The sequence below is a fragment of the Marinobacter sp. MBR-99 genome (assembly GCF_040547575.1).
Lineage (GTDB): Bacteria > Pseudomonadota > Gammaproteobacteria > Pseudomonadales > Oleiphilaceae > Marinobacter.
In genome coordinates this window covers 1-24114 of sequence record NZ_JBEPPY010000021.1, presented here as the reverse complement: position 1 = coordinate 24114, position 24114 = coordinate 1, and the positions used below count along the sequence as shown (strand labels likewise).

Genomic DNA, 24114 nt, shown 5'->3' with positions numbered 1-24114 from the left:
CGAAGAAAAGTGGAGGAGAAAGATTGCTCGGGGTACCCACGGTTAGCGATCGTATAGCGTAAACTGTGGTTACTATGACGCTGGAACCTATCCTGGAACCTGTCTTTCATGTGGACTCGTACGGGTATCGGTGCGGGAAATCCGCGCATGATGCGCTTGTGATCACGCGAAAGCGGTGCTGGGAAAGGGACTGGGTGCTGGAGTATGACATCCGTGGCTTGTTTGATCATATTGATCATGAGCTATTGCTCAAGGCTCTTGACCACCATTGCTCTGAATCCTGGGTGCTGCTGTATGTGAGGCGCTGGCTAACGGCACCGATGCAGACGAAAGATGGTAAGCAGGAACGACGGAACGTTGGCACACCACAAGGTGGCCCGTTATCGCCAGTTCTGGCAAACCTGTTTCTGCATTATGCATTGGATCGTTGGCTGACCGTTCGTCATCCGGATATCCCATTCTGCCGATATGCAGATGACGGAATACTGCGTTGTCGAAGTGAGCGTGAGGCTCAGTATCTGCATTCCCAGCTAGATATGCGTGAGGTGGACCCAATAGCTATTCACAGAGATGCCCAACAAACGAGTATACTGGCCTGTGTTTGTCCAGGCTGCTCGGATAAATCACCATCAGCTCCTTGCTAAGGCCAGGCTCACTCACGGGAATAGCCACCAGACTTCCATTTTGGACCTCCTCCCGTACAGAACTTTCAAGCACCAACGATGCGCCAAGTCCGACCTTAACCGCTTGCTTGACGGCTTCGGTGCTACCCAGCTGCATAGATACCGTCGGAAATGGCCCATGCTCACCGAAGTAGGTCGCCAAAAGCCGGCCAGTGCCGGTGCCGGGTTCGCCGCCGATCAGAGCCATGTTAGACAGCGTATCGCGGTCGATATCGGTTCGACGGGCTAACGGGTGACCAGGCGGAACGATTAGAACAACGGGCTCGTTACGCCACGCCTGAGCATGGAATCCGGGTAGATCATGCCACCACTCCATAATCGCCACGTCCAGCTCACCGTCCGATAAATGCCGTGCAATAGTCGGATTGGAATCTATTACCACATCCACCTCGGGCCCTACGCCCAGCTCCTTGTAACGACGGATGTAGGGCTGGAGCATATAAATCCCAATATTGGAGCTCGCCCCAACGCGAAGTCGAGCCTCCATAATGGAAGATCTCGCCTGCTCCTCCAGCCGGAGCAGACTTCGGGCAAAAGGCAACAAGGTTAAGGCAGCCCGGGTTGGCTCACAGCCAGAGCGCCCCCTGTGGACCAATAAAACGCCAAGTTGGTTTTCGAGTTTTTGAAGGTGCTGGGACAGTGTGGGTTGTGCGATGTCCAACTGGCGGGCTGCGGCCTGAAACCCGTTGTGGTCCAGCACCGCCACGAAACTCTTCAGCCAGACAAGATTCAGCATGGGCCGCTCTCGCGGCCACTGGGATCATTGATCGCATCACCCGGCCGCTCACCCCGAAGCACTTGCAGAATGTTCCGAGCAGCGCGTTGCTCGATAGCCAGACGCACCTGGCTGACTGCCGATCCGATGTGAGCAGTAAACAGCGTGTTGGGGTGGGCCCTGAGCCCCTGGGCGATCTCCCTCGGACGATCTTCTCTCGCCCAATCTTCCATCTCAAACACATCAGCGGCGTACCCCCCCAACTGACCGGATTGAAGCGCTTGCAGAACACTACCCTCATCCACCACAGATCCACGGCAGGGATTGATAAGGAATGCGCCCGGTTTCATTCCTGTTAGCGTTTCGCGATTAATGGTGTGGAGGGTTTGCTCATTGAGCGCCAGTGCCAGGATCACAATATCTGACTGGGCCAGCAGCATCTTGAGGGGAGTATGGGACAAACCCAGTGCCTGCTCATGCTGCACGGGTAAACGTTCCGGCTGGGAATAGATTAAATCCGCTCCCCATCCGTTCAGGCGCTGCGCCACCGCTTGGCCGATGGCCCCCATACCCACAATACCAATCCGTGAGCCTTCGATCCCCTGCCCATAGAAGCGTGGTGTCCAGCCAGTAAATTCACCGGATCGAACGAAGTGGTCCGCCGCCTTGACTTGTCGGGTGAGACTGATCGTCAGCCCGACCGTTAGCTCTGCAGTAGGCACGGTTAGCAAATCCGGTACAAATGTCAGCCAAACCCCATGACGCGTGCAGGCATCCACATCAAAGTTGTCATAGCCTTTCAGGGCTGCACCAATCACCTTCAAGCGCGGACACCCCTGTAGGAACTCCACTCCAACTCGGTCTGGCATGAACGCCATCATCGCATCAGCGTCTGCAACGCGCGCAGCCACTTCCTCCTGGGGCAACGTGGCGCCGGATTGGTTGGTGACCAGCTCGCAATCTTGGGCAAGTTCATCCAGAACACTGTCATGGATCTTATGGGTTATCACAACCTTGGGTTTCATCGACGTTCCTTATTTGAATTTCTTACGAAGGCGGCCACTGAGACTGTCCACGACGGTGACCATCAACAAGATGACAATGAGAATGGCGCTGACTTCCTGATACTGCATGATTCTCAGCGAGCCCATCAATTCGAAGCCAATACCACCGGCACCCACCATGCCCATTACGGTCGAGGCACGGAAATTGTATTCCCAGCGATAAATGGACACGTCCGCGAATTGAGGAAGTGCTTGTGGCAGCACGGCGTGATAGAGCACCTGCAAGCGAGTAGCGCCGGCAGCATCGGCCGCTTCCACTGGCGCCTCATCTACATGCTCAATCGCTTCGGCAAAAAACTTTCCAACCATGCCAATGGAGTGAAGACCGAGCGCCAGTACGCCAGGCAACGCCCCAAAACCAACAGCAGCCACGAAGATGATGCCCATGATCAGTTCCGGGACTGAACGCAAACCGTTTAAAAGGGTTCGAGTTACTTGGAACACCACCGGATGTGGAGAGGTGTTGCGCGCAGCCAGGAATGCCAGTGGCACAGACAAGGTTACTGCAATGGCAGTACCGGCAATGCTCATCGCAAGCGTGTCGATTAACGGCGACACCCAGCTGGCCACATTGGTGAAGTCAGGTGGAAGAGATTCGCCAATGAGTGTGCCTATGGCTGGCACGCCATTGGCAAGTGTATTGAAATTGAGCAGCCCTACGTACCAACTTGCGACAAAAATGATGAGCAGCACTAACAGCGACTGTCCGAGTTTTTTCCGCCAGCCTTTCGCGTGCTCATCCAGCACGGAGGCCGACGGGGCCGGCGACAGAGTCGCCGGTTCCGTCGTTGTATAGTTCATGGGGCACTCCTCACATTTTTGCGAAATCAAGATTGAGCAGGCCACCCATAGCGCGGATGACATCGTAATCTTCGTCGGTAATTGCCGCGAATCCCTCAGCCTTCAGGTTGTCGAGAATCTCCGGGTCATCGATCTGCAGAAAGGCTTTCTGAATGTTGCTCTTCAGCTCAGGGGCCAGGTTCGAACGCATGGCCCAGGGGTATTGAGGAAAGTCACCGCTGTAGCCCAGCACTTTGACCTTGCTCCGATCAATCAAACCGCGGTCCATCACATGCTCGAAGATAACTTCGGACAACCCTCCGGCGTCGGCATTGCCATTGGCGACGTTAACCGCAACAGCGTCATGGCTACCGACGAAATGAGCCTCATAGTCCTTTCCGGCTTCGAGCTCTGCCTTCTCAAGGAGTACGGTCTTGGGGATCAGGTGGCTGGAAGTGGATGCGCGGTCACCGTAGGCCATTTTCTTGCCTTTGATATCCGCGAAGGAGCCAACGCCAGAGTCCGCATTGGCAATAATGATGGAGCGATAAGTCGGCTTCCCGTCTACCACCATGGCGGCAAAGGGTTCAATGTCACTCTTACTCTTGGCCATCACATAGGACAACGGACCAAAGTAAGCCAGGTCAATTCGGCCAAAACGCATGGCTTCGATCATGGAGGAGTAATCGGTGGTAACAATCAGTTCTACTTCCTTACCAAGAGTGGTTTCCAGGTAATCCTTCAAAGGTTGGTTTCGCTTGATCAGTTCTGACGCGTTCTCATCCGGCAGCAAGGCAACTTTCAAAAGATCAGGGTCTGTATCTGCGGCATGGGCTGACCAATGGATGCCGAGCATCATTATCAGAGCCAGCAAAGAGTGAATCATTGTCTTCATTGTGCTATCTCCAGTACGTCTGTCGTTATCGGGGTGGTCTTAGGTTTATGGATGGCTGGTTTGCCTTCCGCAGCTACCACGCTGGGTGAACGGTGGTAAATCTCGTCCAGGTGTTTCGATTTCAGGTTTTCAGGAGCATCGTCAAAAACGATATGAGCGTTCGAAAGGCCGATGATCCGGTCTGCAAAACGCTGGGCGTATTCCAATTGGTGCAAGGAAATAACCGCGGTGATTCCATCTTCCTGACAAATATCGCGCAGTAGGCCGAGTACCTTTTCAGAAGTGGCCGGATCCAGGCTGGCAACGGGCTCATCGGCAAGAATCATGGATGGTTGCTGCACCAATGCTCTGGCGATTCCAACCCGCTGCTGCTGGCCGCCGGACAACTGATCTACTCGGGAAAGCGCTTTGTCAGCCAGACCTACGCGGTCGAGGCATTGCAGAGCCAACTCCAGGTCCTGCCGGGGCAGGGGAAGCAGGCTTCGCCAAGTACCGTGATACGCAAGTCTGCCTGTCAGCACATTCTGTAACGCGGTGTATCGTTCGATCAGCTGGTGATGCTGGAACACCATGGCGGTGCGGCTGCGGTGCTGTCGCAGGATTCTACGGTTGGTCAGTTCACCAAACTCGCCAGACACAACCTTCCCGGTTGTGGGCTTAACCAGGTGATTCAGTGAACGAAGCAGAGTGGATTTACCCGCGCCTGAAAGTCCCAGTAGCACGGTGAATTCGCCCTTGTGAAAGTGAACGTTGGTGGGTTTGAGCGCGAGGACGTTTCCCGGGTAGGTTACGCCCATACTCTCGACTCGAAGCATCACATTGGTTGATTGAGTTGGCGCCACAGGATCACCTTTTGCAATAAATAAGCTCGCCGTATTGCGAGTTACAATTGAACGGTAAAGCTGAGAGATGACACTGTCGTGTCACTGACGTGACAGGTTGATGAAGTGCTTTTGGTTCGCAAGGATTTTCCGAAGGGCTCTGTGAAATACATGGAGCTCAGCCAAAGTGGAACGAGCCACCCAGGAGCTTAAGCAACAAAAATTGCGTTCCACCGTCAGTCGGCGAATCTCACGGTACAGTTCGTCCGTGCTGAGTTCATCGAATTGCTTACCGACTATACTCTTGCCTTCGAGGAGGTCGGACGCGCTCTCCAATAGGTCGCGCTTCCAGGTGCTGACTATGGTGGGGTGGATCTGGAAACGGGCAGCAATTCAAGGTGTGGCCTTAAGGGTGGGCAAGGACAGCCTTGCACTTACTAATTCGAAATAAAGTAAGCGAACATTACCCGGAGATATAAGCCAAATCCGGATGGCCAAAAAACGATTTCAATAGTCGTGGCAATTTTTGCAAACGTCGAACTGCGTCGCCGCGTGCAGGTTGGTTTGAATAAGGGCGAGGCTAAGAACGCGCTGGCTCGTGCCGTCTTCCTGAACCGGCTCGGTGAACTCCGCGATCGCAGTTACGAGAATCAACGCTACCGTGCAAGCGGACTCAATCTCGTCGTCAGCGCTATTATCCTTTGGAATACGGTTTATATGGAGCGGGCGGTTCAAGCACTGCGCGAAGACGGCCGGGATATCGACGAGACGCTTCTGCGGCATCTTTCTCCCTTGGGCTGGGAGCACATCAACCTGACCGGCGACTATATCTGGCAGCAGGACAAACAGGTCGAACAAGGAAAGTACCGATCGTTACGAACACTGCAGAGGTCTTAGCGTACGATTTTTTCCGTTTCGTGAGCTGACCCCATTCTGTCCCCCATCCCTTCAACCACGCGTAATCCTTCGTCGAGCCTTTGAATGTCTGCGAGATGACACTCCGTCGTATTCGCCCGATTAGCCAAACGCCACTGTTGCCAGTCCTCCTCCGCGCCAAAATAAGACGTTCAGCTAGTCATCGGAAAGTCCACTCCCTTTCCGACCGGGCGAGTGTGTTTTGGGAATAGAAAAGTGCTAAGATCTTCGGAACTGACAGAGTAATTGCATGTCAGAGCTCATGTCCTCAAAGCTTGGTGCTAAAGATCAGGATGTCCGCAAAGAACCGCCCAATCATCTCCCTATTGCTATCACTGCTTCTTGTGATCAGCGCGCCGGCGTTTGCTTTGTCAAAAGTAGCAGGCGGCCAGGCGGAGCCAGCGATGGCGGATTGCGGCACCATGATGATGGACCAGACTGAAGACACCGCTTACTCCTCAGACACAGAACCGGATTGTGTTTCCGCCCCGGAAATGGCCTGTCCAAGCGCCACTGGGCCGGTCAAATGCGGCGTCAACGTAAGCTTTGCCCTACTACCGGGGCATTCTATCGGTTTTACCGACACCGGTTCCCAAACGGTGTTGATCGGCCGAGCGGCCCTTTACCAGAATCCGTTCCTGGCCTCTATTACACCCCCTCCAGAACATCACTCCTGAGTTTTAACCCGGGTTTTTGCCCATCGCGGCAAGCTCTTTGAAGTTAATTCTTGCAACAAAGTCTCGTACTTCCGTTCATCCGTAACGAGGCTTTAACTGGAGTGAATCAAATGCGTAATTCAAATCTCAAGCTCACCGTAACCGCCGCCGTTCTGGCCGGCAGCGTCGCCCTTTTCTCTGCCCTTGCCCATGGCGAAGGCGCCGGCATGATGGCTGGTCATTCCGAACACAGCCGCATGATGTCCTCGCACGGTATGGAGGGTATGGGCGGCATGATGGGGATGATGAACATGATGTCAGATATGTCCCCGGAAGACCGTAAAGCCATGACCGAGGCTTGCATGAAGATGATGCAGGCTCATAGCGACGATGGCATGCCTGGTGGCATGAAAGACAAAGACACCGGCGCCAAATAACCATTTGGGCACCCTCATGAACTGAAGCTCTGGGCCGGGGATGCATGTGCACCCCCGAGCCCTGCACTGCCCATAAGCGATTACAAACGAGGATTTCCCATGAAGACCAAGAAACTCGCCCTGTATACGGGTATAGCCGCTATCGTTATCGGCGCTGGCGCCACCACATTGGCCCTCCAGGCCGACGAATCCGCCCAGCCGTCGGCTTCTCTAACCGAGAGTGAAGAGGCAGGCCAAACCATCACCATCTACAAGAGCCCCAATTGCGGTTGCTGCCAGTCCTGGGCCGAGCACCTCGCGACCAATGGCTTTGACACCCGAATCGTTGAAACCGACAACCTTAATGAAATTAAACAGCAGCATGGCGTGCCACGCGATATGGCGTCCTGCCACACCGCACTGGTTGATGATCTGGTGATTGAGGGGCATGTGCCGGCCAATGACATCCTGGCCTACCTTGAGGATCCGCAATTCAACACGGCCGGCTTGTCTGTACCCGGAATGCCCCATGGCACCCCTGGCATGGAAACCGGCCGGAAGGACGATTACCAGGTCATTGCCTTTAACGCCAATGGCCAGCAACAGGTTTTCCGTGAGCACAAGGATTACTGAGGTCAGCCCTATGAGAGCAATGGTTTCCCGCCTGAATTCAGCAGTCTCCAGACTTTTTCTGTTCGCGTTCGTGGCTGTCATGCCGACCCTGGTTCAAGCCCAGTCTGTGAATGAGGGCCAAGCAGTGAGAGCGCTGACGACGGACTCATCTGGCGCTTTGCTGGTGCTTCGGCAGAGCGGTCTGTTTGCCCTGGATAGCCAGAACACTACCGAGATCCCCCTGCCACCGTCCGATTCCGGCGCCCAGCCCCGGTCCATGGCAAAGGGCGGAGACGAAAGCCTGTACCTGGCAGGGCCTGGCCTTGGCATCTGGCGCTATGACGAGGCCAGCAAGCGTTGGCAATCCCTCAATGACACCCTGCCGGACCTGGGTGTCACGGCGATTGCCGCCCACGCCACCCAACCGGATACGCTCTACGCCTATCTCGGTGACGGCGGCATGTTCCGATCCAGGGACGACGGTGCCGAATGGGTGAAGGTAGACAATGGCCCTCGGGAGCCGGTGCAGGCCTTCCTGCACTCCGATATGCCAGGCAGCATGGAAAGTGGCTGGCTGTTCGCCGGCACCACCCGCGGTGTGGCCCGATCCATGGACTGTTTCTGCTTCTGGGGCGATGCCGGCGAATTGCGAGGAACTGTTTCCGCCATTGATTACGATCCTTGGGCCCCGGAAAACGTCTACGCCGTGATCGAGGGGGAACTTCACCGCAGTTCTGACGGTGGCGAAACCTGGGCTGGCCTTGAGATACCCCAAGCGGTGACCGCTCTGACGTTCTCGCCCACGGAAAGACTCGTGGTCGGCACTGAAAACGGAGAGTTGCTTTCGCAGAACGCCTCTGGCGAATGGGTTCCTGTTTATGAATAAGTGGTCTTTCCCGCTGGTCTTGCTCGTTGCCCCGGCCCTTGTGATGGCGGGGGGCGCGCCAACAGACAGTGGCAGCGTGCCGGCCGGAGTAACCGAGGGCCGCCAGATTTATGAGCAATACTGCGCCGCTTGCCACGGATGGCAGGGTGAAGGTGCGGCCGACTGGAACAAACCGGATGAGAAAGGCGAAATGCCGCCACCGCCTCACGATGAGACAGGCCACACCTGGCGCCACAGTGATGCCATGCTGTTCAGGATGATTGCCGAGGGATGGCGGCATCCCTTCAACAAAACAGACCGCCTGACCATGCCAGCATTTGAGGACACCCTCACCGACCAGGAAATTCAGTCGGTGATCAACTACCTGAAAACACTCTGGACCGAGGACCAGCGCCGCTATCAACCTAACGAAAGTCAGGAATAACGAACAACCCTCCCTCAAGTCTTTGGTAACTGGAAAATGGCATTGAAACAGCTTTTTAAGAAGTGGTCATGGTTATTCGGCCTCATCGGTTTCAGCATTGTGGTCACAGCAATCTTCGTGCTGCCACAGTACCTGAAGCCTGATCTGGATGCCGGTGTTACCTTTTACGCCACCGAGGGATGCGCACCTTTCAAAGGTCAGTGTATCGGGCGAAAGGGCGATCAAACCATCACAGTCGGCTTAGGTAATGAAGCCATCGAATCGATGACAGAGATTCCCATCCGTGTGTATCTCGGCAACGTGACAGCCGACTCCCTGATCGTGGATTTCGAAGGGCTTGAAATGTACATGGGCGTGGTCCGCACCCAGCTGTTACCGCATACCCAGGGTGTTTACCAGGGAACCATTACCCTGCCGGAATGCGGTACCGGCAAAATGCTATGGCGCGCACGGGCCATCATCGACAACGGCACGTCCAAGGAAGGCATCAAATTTGATTTCTGGGCGGTTTAACGAACTAACAAAACTTAGGGGGCTGAATGCCTGATCTTGCAACCTGGGGAATTGCCGCCGCGTTTGCCGGAGGTCTCGTGTCGTTTTTCTCACCCTGTACTTTACCCTTGGTTCCCGGCTACCTGTCGGTTGTTACCGGAGGCGCTCTGACTGAGGCTTCAAATCGGTTGAAGGCGTTCTGGCTGAGTCTTTGTTTCGTGATGGGGTTCAGTCTCGTATTCGTTGCCCTGGGAGCAAGCGCCAGTGTTCTTGGGCAATGGCTGATGGCTTATCGTGAAGAGGCCAACCTGGTGGCTGGCGTGCTCATCGTGTTAATGGGCCTGTTTATGTTGGGTTGGTGGAGCATGCCGGCGTTACAGCGGGACTGGCGCATTGGGCAGTCTCTTGAAGGCGGGCGCCCCACTGCCGCCTTCCTCCTGGGCATCGCGTTTGCCATCGGCTGGACACCCTGTATAGGCCCCATACTCGGGGCCATATTGGCGCTCAGCTCCACCCATGCCAATGCTGAGGCTGGCATGCTGTATCTGGCGGCGTATTCGTTCGGGTTAGCTCTCCCTTTTCTCGGAACTGCCCTGTTTATTGAACACTTTCGGCAACGAGTACGCTGGCTCAGTCGCTGGAGTAGACTACTGAGAGCGCTTGCTGGCTTGGTGCTCGTTGTAATGGGAGTAATGGTGCTCACCGGTCGGATGACACTCTTTGCGTCGTGGATGTTGTCGACGTTTCCGGTTCTCGGAAGGCTTGGTTGAGCTTCCTACAGCCAAACTACAGGGAGCGGTCCATGGCTTCATACTCAAATACTGCGTATAAACAGGTTTCATGAACAAATGGGGCTGCCATTTCGTTAACTAATGGTTTTGCATTGCCGAACGATTGAAGCGGCTCATTGTTCTTCAGGACTAGATTAAAAACCGCTTCGCAGTGGAGGATGGTGAACGTTCGCTTTTGTTCAGAGCCCGGAATGTGACCAGGGGTCGCAAAGCGAACATTCAGGAAGGTTCATGAGTTTTGGTCCAAGTGGTTTTTTCGAGTCTTCGGGCATTTGGAATGGAACTTTCTGGTGCTATCCAAAATGCCCGAAGACTTGACCATTGAATTACCTCTTTAATTTAACGCATTGATAGTACGCACCGGTATCAGGGCTTCGTATCCGGCCGAGGCACTATATAGATCACGGATCACCCCAGCTCGACGGAGTTTGACCCCAGTAAGCTGTCTTGCGCTATTTATTGCGTCCTCCAGTCTGCCAGTGCCACTGGCCAGCTCGTTCAGACTGGCTTCCCAGTGCGCGCGCTGGTTTGGCAAGTGTCGCTCGTTGAGGATGTTCAGGCGACCATGGCCGGCCTCAACGCTTGCCCTCAGTTTAGCGATCGAAGCCCGCCATTCCCGCTGATCCTGAGTGGCCAGCCATCGTTTTTGTGAGGCTTCGGCAGTCGCCTTTCGAACGGCGCTGTGCTGGCGCTGCCCACTAAATGGAATCCGAACGCCAATGCCGACGACCCAACGTTTTCTCTCGTCAGCCCACAGGCTGTTATAGCCGGCATTAGCTGTGAACGTAGGTCTACGATCGACTTCGGCAACATCCAGCCGCGCGCGCGCCTCGGCTTCCCTTGCCTCGGCTGCCCGAATCAGCGGATGATCTGGTTCCAACTGTCCATCGGCGAACAGAAGCGTTTCAGATGCCTCCGTCAGTTGCAAACTGGCCCCCGTCGGACGACGCCCAAGCAGAGGAATCAGGTCGCTGGCTAGCCCGGCCTTTTCCGCTTGCAGCTCTACTAGTCTGGCATCTAGAGTGTCCAACTCCGTTTTGACCCTGAGCATTTCACTTTGCGAGCCGATGCCATAGTCAAGCCTCTGTTCCGTTACGGTGGCCAGTTGCTCTACCAAAGCGCGTGTCTCATGATGGAGATTGATCGCTTCATTGGTATACCACCAATATGCATACGCCTCCTTAACGCGAGCTGTCAGCTGCCTTATTAGCCACTGAGTCTCCTGCTGGGCGGCAAGCATTCCGGCCTCCGCTGCCTTGCGAGACGCCGACAGATGATCCGGCCAGGGCAGCTGCTGGCTTACCTCAAAGCGATGCCCAACTGTATTAGGTCCCTCTAGAGTTTCAGGCGCAATGCCATACTTGATGACCGGGTCGGCCCAAGTATCTGTGTAGTGGCATAGTGACTTTGGCCACCTGATTTTGAGTGTATGATCACTCACATAATGAATCAGGTGAAGACGATGACGAAAAAGAGATCCTTCAGCCCGGAATTCCGTTTGGAGGCTGCCCAGCTGGTGGTCGACCAGGGGTACACAGTGAAAGCTGCCTGCGATGCCATGGGTGTCGGTAAATCCACCATGGAGTACTGGGTCCGTAAACTTCGTTCCGAACGGGCTGGCAAAGCGCCCAGAGGCGAGGCCCTGACCACAGAGCAGCGTGAGATTCAGGAACTGAAGCGCCGCCTTCGTCGGGCGGAGGAAGAGAAAGAAATCTTAAAAAAGGCCACCGCTCTCTTGATGTCGGACTCCCTGAGCAATTCTCGATAATCGAGCGACTTGAAGAGAGCCATGCGGTGCAGCGCCTGTGTCAGGTGTTTGGGGTGCATCGCAGTAGCTATCGGGCATGGCGTGACCGGGATAGAACGCCCTGTGAGGCTGAGCAAGCGCTCCAGGAGCAGGTTATGGAGGCACACGAGACCAGCAATGGTTCAGCCGGGGCGCGAACGATTGCCAGCATGGTGACACAGGCCGGAATACCGCTGAGCCGGTACCGTGCCAGCCGACGGATGAAGCAGCTGGGACTGGTCAGTACGCAGCCGCCAAGCCACGTTTACAAGAAGGCCGATCAGCCGCACCTGGATATTCCAAACCTTCTTGACCGGGAGTTCGACGTAGAGGAGCCCAATCAAGTATGGACCGGAGACATCACCTATCTTTGGACCGGTGCGCGCTGGGCTTATCTGGCTGTTGTGATCGATTTGTTCTCCCGTAAACCGGTGGGTTGGGCCATATCCCTGTCGCCGAATACAGACCTGGTGAAGAAGGCTCTGACGATTGCGTATGAATCCCGTGGGAAGCCATCAGGAGTCATGTTCCATTCGGATCAGGGGGGCCAATATACCAGCCTGAGGTTCCGGCAGTTGTTATGGAGCTACCAGATGAAACAGAGCCTCAGCCGACGGGGGAATTGCTGGGATAATGCCCCGACAGAGCGCTTCTTCCGGAGTCTGAAAACAGAATGGGTGCCGGAAATCGGGTATCCATGCTTTGCCGCGGCGAAGCAATCGGTCACGGACTACATAATCGGCTATTACAGTGCGCTGCGACCGCACAAATACAACGGCGGATTGCCGCCGAACGTGGCCGAACAGGCCTACTGGAAAACTCAAAAGATGGTGGCCTAAAACACTTGACCACTACAAAGGCACCTTGCTTTTATTGCTACTGCCAGCGGGCATTGCGCTAATGGGGCTTGCATGGCTGGTTCACGGCCTCTTACTGGACCGGATGTCCCGGGAATTCGTCGAGACACGTCTCAAGGATGAGGTCGCCTTTCTGGAGCATCAGATTCGTGATTCTGGCGGTCAATTGGACAGTCTCCAGACTGGTGACTATTTTCAGGAAGTCTTTCACCACGCCTTCGCCATACATTCTCCGTCCAGAACGATCATTTCCCCGGATTCCTGGGCACCGGTGTTAACGTCGTTAATAGAATCAGCAAAGGATGGGACCGTTCGTGTTCGGGATGCGGACACCGTCGAAGGCCCAAAGAGCATTCTTGCGTACCGAAAGTCGTTCCGGATCGGCGATACGCCGATTGTAGTGATCGTGTCCGAGGATCTTGGCGCACTGAAACGCAGCCAGGCAGAGTTGCACGGGTGGACGGCCATCGTCTCTATTCTGCTGATTCTGCTGTTGGTCGTTGTGATCTGGTTCGGTATCAATCTGTCCATGCGCCCTGTCGTCGAACTGAAGGCCACGCTGAAGCGACTTCAGGATGGCAAGGTCTCGCGGATTCATGTCCAAGCACCTGAGGAATTTCGACCGCTGGTCCAGCAGCTCAACCAATTGCTCGACTCGCTGGATCAACGCCTGGAACGATCAAGGGATGCGCTGGCGAATCTGTCTCACAGCGTCAAAACCCCCATTGCGGCCGTCCGGCAGATTCTTGAGGACACCAGTCGTCCGCTCTCCAACGATCTCCGCCTTCAGATGACCGCGAGACTCAATGACATCGACAAACAGCTTGAAGCCGAGATGCGCCGAAGTCGCTTTGCAGGGCCACAGGTTGGGAAAAGCGCTTACCCTCTGAAACAGGCACGGGATCTAGTCTGGATGCTGGGGCGACTATACCCGGAAAAGTCCTTTGAACTGTCGAGCTCCCTGCCGGAGGACGCCCGCTGGCCGATCGAGGAGCACGACCTGAATGAAATCATGGGCAACCTTCTGGACAATGCAGGCAAATGGTCGGAACGATGCGTGGAGCTGTCACTCGTTCAACACTCCGGAAATCTGCAGATCGGCGTAACAGACGATGGGCTCGGCGTCGCGGACGCTGAAATCGGCAATCTGGGTCGACGGGGGTTGCGGCTGGACGAGCAGACCCCAGGCCATGGCCTTGGGCTGGCGATTGTTCGAGAAATTGTCGAACGCTACAGTGGAACCCTCAACTTCTCACCTGCTCCGAAAAGTGGGTTGTCCGTGATAGTTGACCTTCCCAGGGCGGTCCCGGTGATCAATCGTTGACCCGGCCACCTGGTATGTGGTTAAGCGATCACATGTGGATAGTGTTTGTATAGAAAACTTTCCTCACCGTAATGCCTTTTTCAAGCTAGATTCAGCTTCGTCTGTTGTTATAGCGGGTCGCTTGAAGTCCGGTCTCTTAGCTAATTTTGATTTGCTCTCGAGAAGGGCGACAGCCACAATTTTCCAACATCCAGAGACGGCGCTTATAGATGAAGGTTCTAATTGTCGAAGACAACGCGGTACTCGCAGAAAAAATCTCCGTTTGGCTTGCGAAGGAAAACTTTACTGTAGATGTTGCCCAAAACGGAAAAGAGGCAAATTTCTTCGTAGAGACAAGCAGTTATCAGGCGATCATTCTGGATATAGGACTGCCCGACGAGAACGGGCTTTCTTTGATGCAAAAATGGAGAAGCAGTGGCAGAGATGAAGCTATTCTTATTTTAACTGCCCGCTCCAACTGGACAGAGAGAGTTGAGGGCTTGAATGCCGGGGCAGACGATTATCTTCCAAAACCCTTCGAATTCGATGAACTAAAAGCTCGACTTAGCGCCATAATACGAAGAAAAGACGGGCGAGCAACTGATAAGATCATCGTGGATGGTTTTCTACTTAATGCAACCTATAGAACCCTAACAACTCCCGATCATAAAGAGTTCAGACTAACCGCAACGGAGTACCGCCTTTTACAATGCTTTCTTCGCTCTCCTGACAGAGTTTTCTCACAGGACGAACTTGTTGAAGCACTCTATAATATCGAAAGGTGCCCAACCAGAAATGTCGTTCAAGTCTACATAGCCAGGCTCAGAAAGATACTCGGAAAAAAACGAATAAAAACATTGAGAGGACAAGGATATTACTTTGCAAGAGATTCTCTTCAAAAAAGGGTTGAAGCTTAAATGATTTTACTGTGATTTAACCATTTTCCTCAAGGACCAGGGCTCGCCAGATAAATGCGCTGGCCCACAAACCGGGCCAGCTTTCTCAACGATTAACCATTTCGGTGAAAAATACCAAATAGATTAAAAAGACTTAGTCCAGCCCAGCCAAAACTTCGGGTCGTCCGAACTGACCGAACCAAGTGCGTTACTTGAATCGATATCAGCGTACTCCAGATTAACACTAAAAGCTCCAAAGCTTCCCGCATCTTTGGTGACGTTAACAGCTGCATGTCCGTAGCTCGCCTCGCCAATAGACGCCTTGCCATCATCAGTGAAATCATAATAGCCAATCAAAACACCTGTGCTGAAATCGTCTTCCAGTGGCACATCAACTGATGCGTAATAATAGATATCGCCTGGAACGAACAGCCCTTCGCCGCTTACGTCGCTGTTTGCTGTGTAAGCAACACCTATAGATACAATGCTGTAACTCAACTCTCCGTATATTTCGCCAAAATCAATAGATTCAGGAGCATCAGGGTAAGAGTAATAAATGTAGCCAACATCGTAACCGATATCCTCAATTACACCGGAGAAGCCAGCATAAAGATCAAGCTCGTAGCTCGTCCCATCGCCGAAATCCACATTGGAGCCCCAGCCGCCAACATAAAGCCCCGACGCATGTTCGTAGTCAAGCCCGCCTTGCGTCGCCGTTGAGCCATCTGTTTGTGTCACACCGCGAAATAAGTAGTTGCTTGTTATGCCCAAATTAGCACTAACACCTGCGCTGGCAATTAACGGGACCGCTTGGAGAGTTACGAGCAAACCAACATTTAGCAAACAATCTTTAGTCGAGATACGTCTTTTCATCGTTTTTACCTTCTATTTGGGCAGCTTAGTTATTTGCGCATTGAATAACGCACCTATAATGCATACACGTTTTGTGCCACCTTTTAAAAAACTTATTCTATGAGCAATTATTGTCAAATCAGGGCCGCAGTTCATAAAAATGATTAAATATTTAACAATTCAATGCAATAAGCACTCTGCTTCAAGTGTTGCATTGCTCGTCGATAGTGCGCTCATCAATAATGCGCACCAAATAGGAACAAGAATTGAAAAAACGATGACTAAAATAGAACTATTTTTAACTTGGTAATTCTAGATTAGATATGGTTTTATGAAAAATCGAGGGAGGTCTGAATTAGCCATGAATACTGCAAAATATCTTAGTTAAGAATGCAGCTTTCCAACATTTTGCGCTCTGTCTTCCTTACGAGATTCATCAATACTAAAGCGCGACTTTCGCAATTTTGGGAAAATTAACAAAAATCTACCATTAAATTAATCTTGGAGCCACGTAATTGCCCGTCTGGCTCCAAGTAAACAACGATAAATGTTATTGCTTTTCCAAGAGATCCCCAATCAACTCTTTAATCAATCTATGTTCTTCCTTCAGTTTTTTGATGGTCTCGCTCTCTTCCACACGATACTGGGAGGAACGTTCATCTATGCTCTTATTAGGATAGCTTCTTGCCTCGTTGTATCTGTCCGCTTGCCCTCCTGCGTGGGCTATAGAAGCACCACTTGCCACGAAAGAAGCTACTATAATCATGGATACTTTCTTCATAAAACGGCTCCGACATTTTTTTCAATTAGACCAGCAACATTCAATGGCCTTGGGTGTTTAGTAGAACATCGAAACTTTAAACACACTTGAAAATATATGCTGATGAAACGTTTTTTTCAGCGGCTACCACAAGCTCAAAAGCCATTTAGGTCGGCTTTGATTTGATGACACTAAATCAAGTTATTCAAATGCCTAAGAACGATAAGACCAAGCCAGACCGATCTGAAGACCAGAGCGTCCCTCGCTCCGGCTCGCACCCGTTGCGGCACGCTTCGATTCCAACTATGCTTTCCGATCAGAGCACCTCTATGTGCCTTCAACTGAAGCCTTCCGCTCAATCGACAAAAGCACCTTCATGACAGCGCAGAAAAGCATCGGAAAAACTGTCCTCCAATATGGCATCGCTTTCAGCCTCTTGTATTTTTTACTAATTTTTTTCTCGCACACTTATGTAATAGAGCAGCTTTCGAACGAGTCCAGAAAACATCGCCTTGACAAGGAGGTGGAGAGTTTTCAAACCATCATTGAAAACGAAGTTCCGACGCCCGACGAGATTGGCAGCATGATTGATCGATTCCAATTGCTACTGGAGCACGCCCTCGTCGTCGAAGTGAAAGACGGAAGCATCATTGCCAGTAGCAACATAGATCAAACAACGTTGCGAATGGTTTCAAGAAAGCCGGCGGGCTTTGTAGAAATATCCCAAGGTGCAGATGGCCTTCTTGGATTGAAACGAGGTTTCGGAATTGACAGCCCGCTTTCGTCAGTCACCATCCTGGAAATGGAAAGTGGACTCGCCGAGCGATCCAGTGGGGCTCACCTGACCTTGCTGGCTGCCTCCGCATTATTACTTGTTGTTCTCTTGGCTCTGGTAGGCACCATTACTTACCTCGCTTTGAAACCGATCGAACACATCAAGGAAGACATGAGGAGACTGCAATCTGGCAAACAACCTCGTTTGAATCCTGACGCACCAGAGGAGTTCAGTCCGCTGATCAAACAGTTCAATAACCTACTTGAACTAGCAAGTCGTCGCCTTGACCGCCACCGCCGCCTCAATTCCGATCTTTCTCACATGGTCAAGACCTCGATCTCTGCCAATCTCGCAATCTTGTCAGACACTGGTTCATTACCTCCGTCCCGCGACGACATAGAGTTCATGACCTCCAACCTAAAGGATCTAAGCCGGTCCTTGAACTACCGCATGAGCAAGGCAGATATCTCCGGCAGGCAGATGGGGTAAACATGTTTGCCGATTGAAATAGCGAACAACGTCATTTCTGTCATGGAAAAAATCTTTCCCGATAAGAGTTTCCGTATTAATACATCCTTGCCGAATAACTTCAGTTGGCCCATGGAGCGTCAGGACCTATCAGAGTTATTCGGTAACCTGCTCGAAAACGGCGGGAAATGGAGTCAGGCTGAGATTGACGTTTCAATAAGCCAGACCGATTCCGGGCTAACGATAGAAGTTGCAGACGACGGCCCTGGGATTACTCCAGAAGCGGCCTCAAAAGTGATGGATAGAGGTTCCCGGCTTGACGAAACCGTTTCTGGATTTGGATTGGGACTGTCCATCGTGTCCGAAATACTAGAAGACAATTTCGGACGGATGAACATTGGCCCCTCAGAAACAGGGGGCGCCAGAATTACAGTTGTGCTTCCTTTCCCAGAGTAGAGCACAACCATAATTCCTCCGCCCCGCTATGACGGAGGGATTACCCTCCCCTGCTCGCGATCAAAACTGTGTATTTCCACCTCTCTTCTACCGTTGCATATCATCGAGTTTAGACCTTGAGAAGCGCGTGAATAGAGCCGGCAAAACAAAAAGCGTTAGGAAAGTCGCAGTCACGAGGCCACCTACAATCACGCTGGCCAATGGCTTCTGGATTTCCGCACCCACGCCCGTCGACAATAGCATCGGTATCAAACCGAGTGCCGAGGTTATTGCTGTCATCAAGACAGGACGCAAACGGGAGACGGCACCTTCAAACACCGCAGTATCCACGTTCAACCCATCCTGTATTCGCTGATTGATGCTTTCGACCATTACGACCCCGTTAAGCACCGCCACACCAAACAGTGTGATAAATCCAACGGAACTGGGCACCGAAAGATACTGGCCGGAGATCCAGAGTGAAAAGACGCCACCAATAACGGCAAGCGGCACGTTGACCAGAATCAACAGCGCTTGACCAACCGAACTGAAAGCAAAGTACAGCAACAGCGCGATCAGGCCCAGAGATACAGGTACCACAATGGTCAATCGCTTCTGAGCTCGTTGCTGGTTTTCAAACTGACCACCAATATCCACCGAATAGCCGGGGGGAAGGTTCACTTCTGTCGCGATGGTATCCTGAATATCGGCAACCACACTGCCCATGTCACGACCCTGCACATTAGACTGAATGACCACACGGCGCTGAACGTCATCGCGGCGCACCTGAGGCGGGCCGGACTCAATAGACACATCGGCCACATCACCGAGTCTCACCCAGGCTCCGGACGGCGCCTGTAACCTGAAATCGGCAATGGCATCCCGGTCTTCCCGGAAACGTTTGGCCAGACGCACATAGATATCGTACCGCTCATTTCCGTTGATGATCTGGCCCGCGGCGGCACCACCCAGTCCATCCCGGACGACACTCATCACATCAGACACGGCGAGTCCGTACCGGGAAAGTGCCTGACGGTCAGGCTGAACCACCAACTGCGCTTCACCAGCAATCTGCTCCATGGCCACGTCTCGTGTTCCCTGAACTGTTCGGACCGCCGCTTCAATCTGCTGGCCTTTCTCCGCCAGTACGTCGAGATCCGGGCCAAAGAGTTTGATGGCCAGTTGCGCGCGGACACCTGACAGCAATTCATCAACCCGAGTCGCGATAGGCTGAGAAAAGTTAAACAGTAGCCCCGGGTGCTGTTCGAGCTTCGCCTCAAACAGGGCCTGCAATTCATAGCGATTACTGGCGCTGGTCCACTCGGCTGTTGGCTTGAGGCCAATGTAGATTTCGATGTTGTTGACGGGCTCCGGATCGCCGCCTATTTCCGGTCGGCCCGCCCGGGACAGCGCGTAGGTCACCTCTGGAAACTCCATCAGCATGGCCTCCAGTTTCGGCGCCACTTCAAGCGCGGTATCAAGGCTTGATGAGGGGGCTAGCGTTACCCGGAGGTTAATGGTCCCCTCTTCCAATTCGGGGACAAACTCAGTACCGAGTCGCGGCACGACCAAGGCCGCCAGCACAACAAGGACAGCTGCTGCACCGACAACAGAGCGGGTGTGTTTCAACGACCAGTCAAGGCCCTTGCGATAAAGCTTTTCGAGGGGCTTTAAAATGAAACTTTCCCGCTCCCGAATACCCTTGCGAAACATAAACGATGCCAAGGCCGGCACAACCACCAGAGCAACGATCACAGCGGACACGATGGCCAACATTATGCTGATCGCCATTGGCTGAAAAAGCTTGGCTTCCACACCTTCAAAGCTGAATAAAGGCATGAAAACGACCAGGATAATCGCCGTCGCGAAAAAAATTGGTCGCGCCACTTCCCGGCCTGCCTCCTGCAGTCGAAGCGCAATGCCATGGTCATCGTGTGACGCGTCCAATGGGTCAGGGTCGTTTTTCACCAATTCATCCCGACGGGCGTCATGCTCAGCATCAGGATGGGTCAGATGCTTGAACATGTTCTCAACCATAACAACAGAGCCATCCACCAGCATGCCGATTGCCACAGCAATACCGCCCAGAGACATCAGGTTGGCCGAGAGACCGAACCAGGCCATGATCATCAGGGCAATCCCGATGGAAATCGGTATTGAAAGCAGCACCAGCGTTGTTGCCCGCAGATTCATCAGGAACAGGGCAAGCACGATCGCAATAAACACAAAAGCCAACAGAAGCGCATTGGTCACCGTCTCTACGGCCTTGGTCACCAGATCCGCCTGGTTGTAATAGGGCTCAAAACGAACCCCACTCGGAAGCGCCTGATTTATGCGATCAATGCGGGCCTCGATGCCGTCGATGGTGGCTTTTGTGTTGGCCCCCATTCGTTTGAGTACAATGCCAGAAACCACTTCACCCAGTTGTTCAACCTGACCGGCTTCATCCTTCCGGGTCATGGTTACCGCACCCTGGCGAATTTCAGTGCCCAGCGCTACCTCGGCGACATCGTTCACTGTCACTGTAATGCCATCACTGGTTTTAACGGGCACCTGACGGATCTGCTCGAGCCCCTGCTCGCCATTACCCAGCCAGCCCATACCGCGAATAACCAACTGCTCCTGCCCGCGGCCCATATACCAGCCCCCAACATTGGAGTTGTTGTTCTCCAGGGCTTCCATGACATCGTTCTGTGATAAGTCATAGGACAGCATTCGCGCCGGGTTCAGGTTAACCTGGTACTGGCGGACCTCTCCGCCAAACGACAGGATTTCCGTAACCCCTTCAGCCGGTATCAGCAACAGTTTGACCAGCCAGTCGTGCAAGCTGCGCAATTCCATTGCGTCGTACCCCGAATCCGGGTCCGCTATCAGCAAGTACTGGTAGACCTGGCCAAGACCGGACGTATTCGGCCCCATTTCAGGCACCCCGACCCCGTCCGGAATCAGCTCCCGCGCGGCCTGCAACCGCTCGAAAACCAGTTGGCGCGCGAAATAGATATCCGTGCCCTCTTTAAAGACCACGGTGACACCAGACAACCCGGTTTTGGAGATGGACCGAACCTCCTCAACATCCGGCAACGCATACATCACCGCTTCAATGGGATAGGTGATCAGCTGCTCGACTTCCTCAGCCGCAAGTCCGGGCGCCTCTGTATTAACAGCGACCTGGACGTTTGTAACGTCGGGGAAAGCATCAAGATTCAGTTTTGGTATCTGAAACGCGGCCGTGGCGATAAGCACTGCAAGCGCAATAAGAACCAACAGGCGGTTCTGAACCGCCCAGTCGACAACTCGGTTGAACATAATGGCTCCCGGAATCAGTGGTTGTGCGGATCAAAGCCGCCTTTGGCAATCTCAGAGGCCACAAAAAATGCGCCCCGCAAAACGACTCGTTGGCCCGCAGCCAGGCCGGAAACCTCACGGAGCCCGCCAATTGAGCGGCCCAGTTCCACTTCCACGGGTTCATACTCGCCTTCGGCCTCTTCCACATAGACCGTCCAGTCGCCGTCCGCGCCACGCATCAATGCAGTCTCCGGCACGGCAAGCACCGGCTCGCTGGTCTTAAAACGAAAATACACATCTGCGAACATTCCTGGATGAAAACGATCTTCAGGATTGTCCAGCTCCAGCCTGACAATCCGCGTGCGGGTCACAGGATCAATGGTGTGGGCTTCCTGGGACACCGTTGCCACGCCCACACGACCCGCTGCCCTGACTTCGGCTTCCGCGCCCTTCTCTAGAACAATGTCGGAGCTTGCTGGCAGATGGGCTTCTACCCAAAGCTCACTCTCATCAGCAAGAGTCACCAGCGGCTGGCCAGCCTCAACTCTTTGTCCTTGCTCAAACTCATCGGTCAGTACTGCACCATCCACGCGAGCCCTGAGCATGTATTCACCGAGACTATCCACCCCGCTGGCCTTCAACGCACCAATGTCATCATCGTTCAGCCCGTAAGCAAGCAGAGTCGCCCTTGCTGCTTCAATGTTGGCTTTCGCTGTATTGAACCGCTGATCGCCAACCACGGAACGACCCAGCCCGCTGATTCGCTTCCATTCAGGAAAAGCCTTCCTGTAATCCGCCTGCGCCTGTGCCACCGTCTCACTGAACAGGGTTACCAGCGGCTGGCCCTTGGTTACGTGCTCACCCAGTTCCACGTGACGCCGCAGCACCACTGAGGCAACCCGGGGGGACACGTGATAGCTGGTATAGCCGTTGGTCAGCAGCTCACCGGGAGCGTAGATTTCATAGTCAACGTGCTTGCTTTCGAGGGTTGCTACTTCAATGCCGGCGAGCTCTTTCTGTTTGGCATTGATGCTTGCGGTAGTTGATTCTTCATGACCACCATCGCTCTCCTCTTCGTGGCCATGACCTTCTTCCTCTTCATGCTCACGTTCTTCAGCATGCCCGCCCTCATGCTCATCCTCTTCACCGGTACCTTCTCGATGATCGTCGCCACCGGCGGCATGATCATGGCCCGCCTCGTTATGCGCATCTTCCTCGGCCTGCACCAATGAAGGGGGAGCTATAAACAGCGTCAATACAAATACTGAAATCAGAGTTTTTTTCATGATGACTATCCAGTTTCCAGAATATTATTGGAAGGGGGTGATCAGTTCGCCAGACTGGCTCAAGAGTTCAATCAGGCCCAGCTGCGCCAGCTTTTCCAGTTCAATACCGGTTTTCAGGCTCTCCGCGCGCTGGCCTAACGCCTGGAGATACTCAGAGGTGGAGAGGTCGCCGACCTGCCACTGCTTCTCAAGCAAATCGGCACTTCGCTGTACACGCCCCTGGGATAGTTCTTTCCATCGACGAAGTTGCTTGTCGTATCGCTTCCAGGAAGCGCGAGCGCCTGCCAGGTCATATTGTTGTTTCCGGTAGAGCGCCTGAAACCGCGCTTCGGCCTCCAGAGCCCGTCGATTCGCGGCCCGGATTTCAGCGCTGTAGTTATTACGGACGTTCAGAGGGATCGAGAATGTCAGGCCAACCACGTTCTCGCCGCCGTCACGCCCTCCGCTCAGCCCTACTGTCGGCGATGCTGTGGCTTTGCGTCTCGCAACCTCTGCCTCACTTTTCAGCACCTGCCACTCGGCTCGAGCGACTGCAATTGACGGGTGTGACAGCAGATCAGCCTCACCAATCTGGGACTCCAGCGCTGGCCATATATACTCGGGGATTCCCCCATCCTGAGGCCTCCAGTCCGGCAGACGTTCTTGAACCTGAGTTTCTGCCCGATCAACTGCGGCCTTTGCCTGGGCGACTTCGCTCAACTGACGGGATAGATTTAGAAACAGAAGCTCTGCATCGGCACGCCCCAGATCACCTGCCTGCTGGCGCTGTTCAACCTGGTCCAGCAAAGCATCCAGGCGCTGCTGTTGGGATTCAGCAATTTCCTCAAACAGCGTAGTGGCGCGCCACTCGACAAGCGCAAACAATGATTCAGACGTTTGTGTCAGAACTGCTTCGCTCAAGCCAGCTTGCGCAGACAGCCTGATCAGCTTTGCCTTCTCCTGTAATGCGCCCTGTTGATCAGACCAATCGATCGTTTGTGACAGCCCTGCCTCAAAGTTATTCTCACTGCCCGTTCTGTCTGCTCCTACGGACAACTCCGGGTTATACAGCGGTTGTTCGCTTGCCTCAGCGTCCTCTTTCCGCGCTGCCGCCTGCTCTGTCGCTGCCAGTACCTCCGGGTGCTTGCTTATCTGGCCAGTGAGCCAATTCGCCCAATTAACAGTCTGTAAGCGCCAATAAACCAGCACCTACCCCACAGCTATAAGATTACCCAAACTGGATTCCTCACCAACCCCAAGAGGAATCGTCATGACACCAACC

At 53.6% G+C, this 24114-nt stretch carries 24 protein-coding genes and 1 pseudogene; 14 read left to right on the top strand and 11 right to left on the bottom strand.

What is annotated here, in order from left to right:
* Positions 1–74 precede the first annotated feature (74 nt).
* Positions 75–644 (top strand): reverse transcriptase domain-containing protein, encoded by a 570-nt coding sequence (locus ABIE59_RS16270; protein WP_081432065.1) that lies wholly within the window; start codon positions 75–77, stop codon positions 642–644.
* Here the strand turns inward: ABIE59_RS16270 and ABIE59_RS16265 are convergent.
* Genes ABIE59_RS16265 through phnC form a run of 5 tightly spaced genes read right to left on the bottom strand, consistent with a single transcriptional unit; the run spans position 559 to position 4979 of the window.
* Complete coding sequence (locus tag ABIE59_RS16265) at positions 559–1419, bottom strand: LysR family transcriptional regulator (protein ID WP_011783503.1); 861 nt, start codon at positions 1417–1419, stop codon at positions 559–561. The two genes, ABIE59_RS16270 and ABIE59_RS16265, sit on opposite strands and share 86 nt — an antisense overlap.
* A complete protein-coding gene (locus ABIE59_RS16260; RefSeq protein WP_011783502.1) occupies positions 1413–2423 on the bottom strand; it encodes a phosphonate dehydrogenase in 1011 nt (336 codons plus the stop codon). Before ABIE59_RS16260 ends, ABIE59_RS16265 begins: the two co-directional genes overlap by 7 nt.
* A gap of 9 nt (positions 2424–2432) precedes the next feature.
* Positions 2433–3263, bottom strand: a complete 831-nt coding sequence (gene phnE, locus ABIE59_RS16255) for a phosphonate ABC transporter, permease protein PhnE (RefSeq protein ID WP_011784781.1) — start codon at positions 3261–3263, stop codon at positions 2433–2435.
* A 10-nt stretch (positions 3264–3273) separates the two neighbouring features.
* Positions 3274–4137, bottom strand: coding sequence for a phosphate/phosphite/phosphonate ABC transporter substrate-binding protein (gene phnD, locus ABIE59_RS16250; RefSeq protein ID WP_011784780.1), 864 nt, complete (start codon positions 4135–4137; stop codon positions 3274–3276).
* Positions 4134–4979, bottom strand: a complete 846-nt coding sequence (gene phnC, locus ABIE59_RS16245) for a phosphonate ABC transporter ATP-binding protein (RefSeq protein ID WP_011784779.1) — start codon at positions 4977–4979, stop codon at positions 4134–4136. The genes phnD and phnC overlap by 4 nt, the downstream gene beginning before the upstream one ends.
* 510 nt (positions 4980–5489) lie before the next feature.
* On the opposite strand from phnC, the pseudogene ABIE59_RS16240 reads away from it, so the two are divergent.
* From ABIE59_RS16240 to ABIE59_RS16205, 8 genes and pseudogenes are all read left to right on the top strand, one after another.
* Positions 5490–5855, top strand: a pseudogene (locus ABIE59_RS16240) (Tn3 family transposase); the annotation flags it as partial.
* Between the two features lie 386 nt (positions 5856–6241).
* On the top strand, positions 6242–6550 hold the full coding sequence (locus ABIE59_RS16235) for a hypothetical protein (RefSeq protein ID WP_223268882.1): 309 nt from the start codon (positions 6242–6244) through the stop codon (positions 6548–6550).
* Between the two features lie 110 nt (positions 6551–6660).
* Positions 6661–6966 (top strand): hypothetical protein, encoded by a 306-nt coding sequence (locus tag ABIE59_RS16230; RefSeq protein ID WP_011784777.1) that lies wholly within the window; start codon positions 6661–6663, stop codon positions 6964–6966.
* Between the two features lie 99 nt (positions 6967–7065).
* Positions 7066–7578, top strand: coding sequence for a DUF411 domain-containing protein (locus ABIE59_RS16225; RefSeq protein ID WP_011786663.1), 513 nt, complete (start codon positions 7066–7068; stop codon positions 7576–7578).
* 10 nt (positions 7579–7588) lie between these two features.
* On the top strand, positions 7589–8443 hold the full coding sequence (locus tag ABIE59_RS16220; RefSeq protein WP_011786664.1) for a WD40/YVTN/BNR-like repeat-containing protein: 855 nt from the start codon (positions 7589–7591) through the stop codon (positions 8441–8443).
* Positions 8436–8867 carry a c-type cytochrome gene (locus ABIE59_RS16215; protein WP_011784774.1) on the top strand — a complete coding sequence of 144 codons (432 nt, stop codon included), beginning with the start codon at positions 8436–8438 and terminating at the stop codon, positions 8865–8867. Before ABIE59_RS16220 ends, ABIE59_RS16215 begins: the two co-directional genes overlap by 8 nt.
* Positions 8868–8903: 36 nt before the next feature.
* Positions 8904–9380 carry a hypothetical protein gene (locus ABIE59_RS16210; RefSeq protein ID WP_011784773.1) on the top strand — a complete coding sequence of 159 codons (477 nt, stop codon included), beginning with the start codon at positions 8904–8906 and terminating at the stop codon, positions 9378–9380.
* 26 nt (positions 9381–9406) lie between these two features.
* Positions 9407–10129 carry a cytochrome c biogenesis CcdA family protein gene (locus tag ABIE59_RS16205; protein WP_011784772.1) on the top strand — a complete coding sequence of 241 codons (723 nt, stop codon included), beginning with the start codon at positions 9407–9409 and terminating at the stop codon, positions 10127–10129.
* A 355-nt stretch (positions 10130–10484) separates the two neighbouring features.
* Here the strand turns inward: ABIE59_RS16205 and ABIE59_RS16200 are convergent, their stop codons facing one another.
* Positions 10485–11591, bottom strand: a complete 1107-nt coding sequence (locus tag ABIE59_RS16200; protein WP_235853723.1) for a TolC family protein — start codon at positions 11589–11591, stop codon at positions 10485–10487.
* Between the two features lie 21 nt (positions 11592–11612).
* On the opposite strand from ABIE59_RS16200, the gene ABIE59_RS16195 reads away from it, so the two are divergent.
* From ABIE59_RS16195 to ABIE59_RS16185, 3 genes are all read left to right on the top strand, one after another.
* Positions 11613–12775, top strand: a protein-coding gene (locus tag ABIE59_RS16195) for an IS3 family transposase (RefSeq protein WP_113880238.1) whose coding sequence is annotated in 2 segments (ribosomal slippage) — positions 11613–11874 and positions 11874–12775 — 1164 coding nt in all. Because the reading frame shifts where the segments join, the coding sequence is not laid out codon by codon here.
* A gap of 61 nt (positions 12776–12836) precedes the next feature.
* Entirely contained in the window at positions 12837–14117 is a 1281-nt protein-coding gene (locus tag ABIE59_RS16190) for an ATP-binding protein (protein ID WP_226595800.1), read from the top strand.
* Positions 14118–14326: 209 nt separating this feature from the next.
* Positions 14327–15013, top strand: coding sequence for a response regulator transcription factor (locus tag ABIE59_RS16185; RefSeq protein ID WP_004581714.1), 687 nt, complete (start codon positions 14327–14329; stop codon positions 15011–15013).
* 123 nt (positions 15014–15136) lie between these two features.
* Here ABIE59_RS16185 and ABIE59_RS16180 read toward each other — a convergent pair whose 3' ends face one another.
* Together ABIE59_RS16180 and ABIE59_RS16175 are read right to left on the bottom strand one after the other, a co-directional pair.
* The gene (locus ABIE59_RS16180) at positions 15137–15865 is read right to left on the bottom strand and encodes a TorF family putative porin (RefSeq protein ID WP_058341911.1); all 729 of its coding nucleotides are present in this window, start codon (positions 15863–15865) and stop codon (positions 15137–15139) included.
* Positions 15866–16394: 529 nt separating this feature from the next.
* The gene (locus ABIE59_RS16175) at positions 16395–16625 is read right to left on the bottom strand and encodes a hypothetical protein (protein WP_004581712.1); all 231 of its coding nucleotides are present in this window, start codon (positions 16623–16625) and stop codon (positions 16395–16397) included.
* 310 nt (positions 16626–16935) lie between these two features.
* Here ABIE59_RS16175 and ABIE59_RS16170 point away from each other — a divergent pair, with 310 nt between their 5' ends.
* Entirely contained in the window at positions 16936–17868 is a 933-nt protein-coding gene (locus tag ABIE59_RS16170; RefSeq protein WP_227513206.1) for a hypothetical protein, read from the top strand.
* A gap of 6 nt (positions 17869–17874) precedes the next feature.
* On the top strand, positions 17875–18303 hold the full coding sequence (locus ABIE59_RS16165; protein WP_227513205.1) for an ATP-binding protein: 429 nt from the start codon (positions 17875–17877) through the stop codon (positions 18301–18303).
* A gap of 87 nt (positions 18304–18390) precedes the next feature.
* Here ABIE59_RS16165 and ABIE59_RS16160 read toward each other — a convergent pair whose 3' ends face one another.
* The 3 genes from ABIE59_RS16160 to ABIE59_RS16150 are packed head-to-tail and all read right to left on the bottom strand — an operon-like array spanning position 18391 to position 23753.
* A complete protein-coding gene (locus tag ABIE59_RS16160; protein WP_068351588.1) occupies positions 18391–21588 on the bottom strand; it encodes an efflux RND transporter permease subunit in 3198 nt (1065 codons plus the stop codon).
* A 14-nt stretch (positions 21589–21602) separates the two neighbouring features.
* Positions 21603–22853 (bottom strand): efflux RND transporter periplasmic adaptor subunit, encoded by a 1251-nt coding sequence (locus tag ABIE59_RS16155; protein ID WP_068351585.1) that lies wholly within the window; start codon positions 22851–22853, stop codon positions 21603–21605.
* Positions 22854–22877: 24 nt separating this feature from the next.
* Complete coding sequence (locus tag ABIE59_RS16150) at positions 22878–23753, bottom strand: TolC family protein (protein ID WP_502915379.1); 876 nt, start codon at positions 23751–23753, stop codon at positions 22878–22880.
* Positions 23754–24114: the final 361 nt, after the last annotated feature.

What these genes read in the sequence shown, in the direction of transcription:
- ABIE59_RS16270 (WP_081432065.1), top strand. Translation starts at nt 75, where the DNA reads ATGACGCTGGAACCTATCCTGGAACCTGTCTTTCATGTGGACTCGTAC.
- ABIE59_RS16265 (WP_011783503.1), bottom strand. Translation starts at nt 1,419, where the DNA reads ATGCTGAATCTTGTCTGGCTGAAGAGTTTCGTGGCGGTGCTGGACCAC.
- ABIE59_RS16260 (WP_011783502.1), bottom strand. Translation starts at nt 2,423, where the DNA reads ATGAAACCCAAGGTTGTGATAACCCATAAGATCCATGACAGTGTTCTG.
- phnE (WP_011784781.1), bottom strand. Translation starts at nt 3,263, where the DNA reads ATGAACTATACAACGACGGAACCGGCGACTCTGTCGCCGGCCCCGTCG.
- phnD (WP_011784780.1), bottom strand. Translation starts at nt 4,137, where the DNA reads ATGAAGACAATGATTCACTCTTTGCTGGCTCTGATAATGATGCTCGGC.
- ABIE59_RS16230 (WP_011784777.1), top strand. Translation starts at nt 6,661, where the DNA reads ATGCGTAATTCAAATCTCAAGCTCACCGTAACCGCCGCCGTTCTGGCC.
- ABIE59_RS16225 (WP_011786663.1), top strand. Translation starts at nt 7,066, where the DNA reads ATGAAGACCAAGAAACTCGCCCTGTATACGGGTATAGCCGCTATCGTT.
- ABIE59_RS16220 (WP_011786664.1), top strand. Translation starts at nt 7,589, where the DNA reads ATGAGAGCAATGGTTTCCCGCCTGAATTCAGCAGTCTCCAGACTTTTT.
- ABIE59_RS16215 (WP_011784774.1), top strand. Translation starts at nt 8,436, where the DNA reads ATGAATAAGTGGTCTTTCCCGCTGGTCTTGCTCGTTGCCCCGGCCCTT.
- ABIE59_RS16210 (WP_011784773.1), top strand. Translation starts at nt 8,904, where the DNA reads ATGGCATTGAAACAGCTTTTTAAGAAGTGGTCATGGTTATTCGGCCTC.
- ABIE59_RS16205 (WP_011784772.1), top strand. Translation starts at nt 9,407, where the DNA reads ATGCCTGATCTTGCAACCTGGGGAATTGCCGCCGCGTTTGCCGGAGGT.
- ABIE59_RS16190 (WP_226595800.1), top strand. Translation starts at nt 12,837, where the DNA reads ATGGGGCTTGCATGGCTGGTTCACGGCCTCTTACTGGACCGGATGTCC.
- ABIE59_RS16185 (WP_004581714.1), top strand. Translation starts at nt 14,327, where the DNA reads ATGAAGGTTCTAATTGTCGAAGACAACGCGGTACTCGCAGAAAAAATC.
- ABIE59_RS16180 (WP_058341911.1), bottom strand. Translation starts at nt 15,865, where the DNA reads ATGAAAAGACGTATCTCGACTAAAGATTGTTTGCTAAATGTTGGTTTG.
- ABIE59_RS16175 (WP_004581712.1), bottom strand. Translation starts at nt 16,625, where the DNA reads ATGAAGAAAGTATCCATGATTATAGTAGCTTCTTTCGTGGCAAGTGGT.
- ABIE59_RS16160 (WP_068351588.1), bottom strand. Translation starts at nt 21,588, where the DNA reads ATGTTCAACCGAGTTGTCGACTGGGCGGTTCAGAACCGCCTGTTGGTT.
- ABIE59_RS16155 (WP_068351585.1), bottom strand. Translation starts at nt 22,853, where the DNA reads ATGAAAAAAACTCTGATTTCAGTATTTGTATTGACGCTGTTTATAGCT.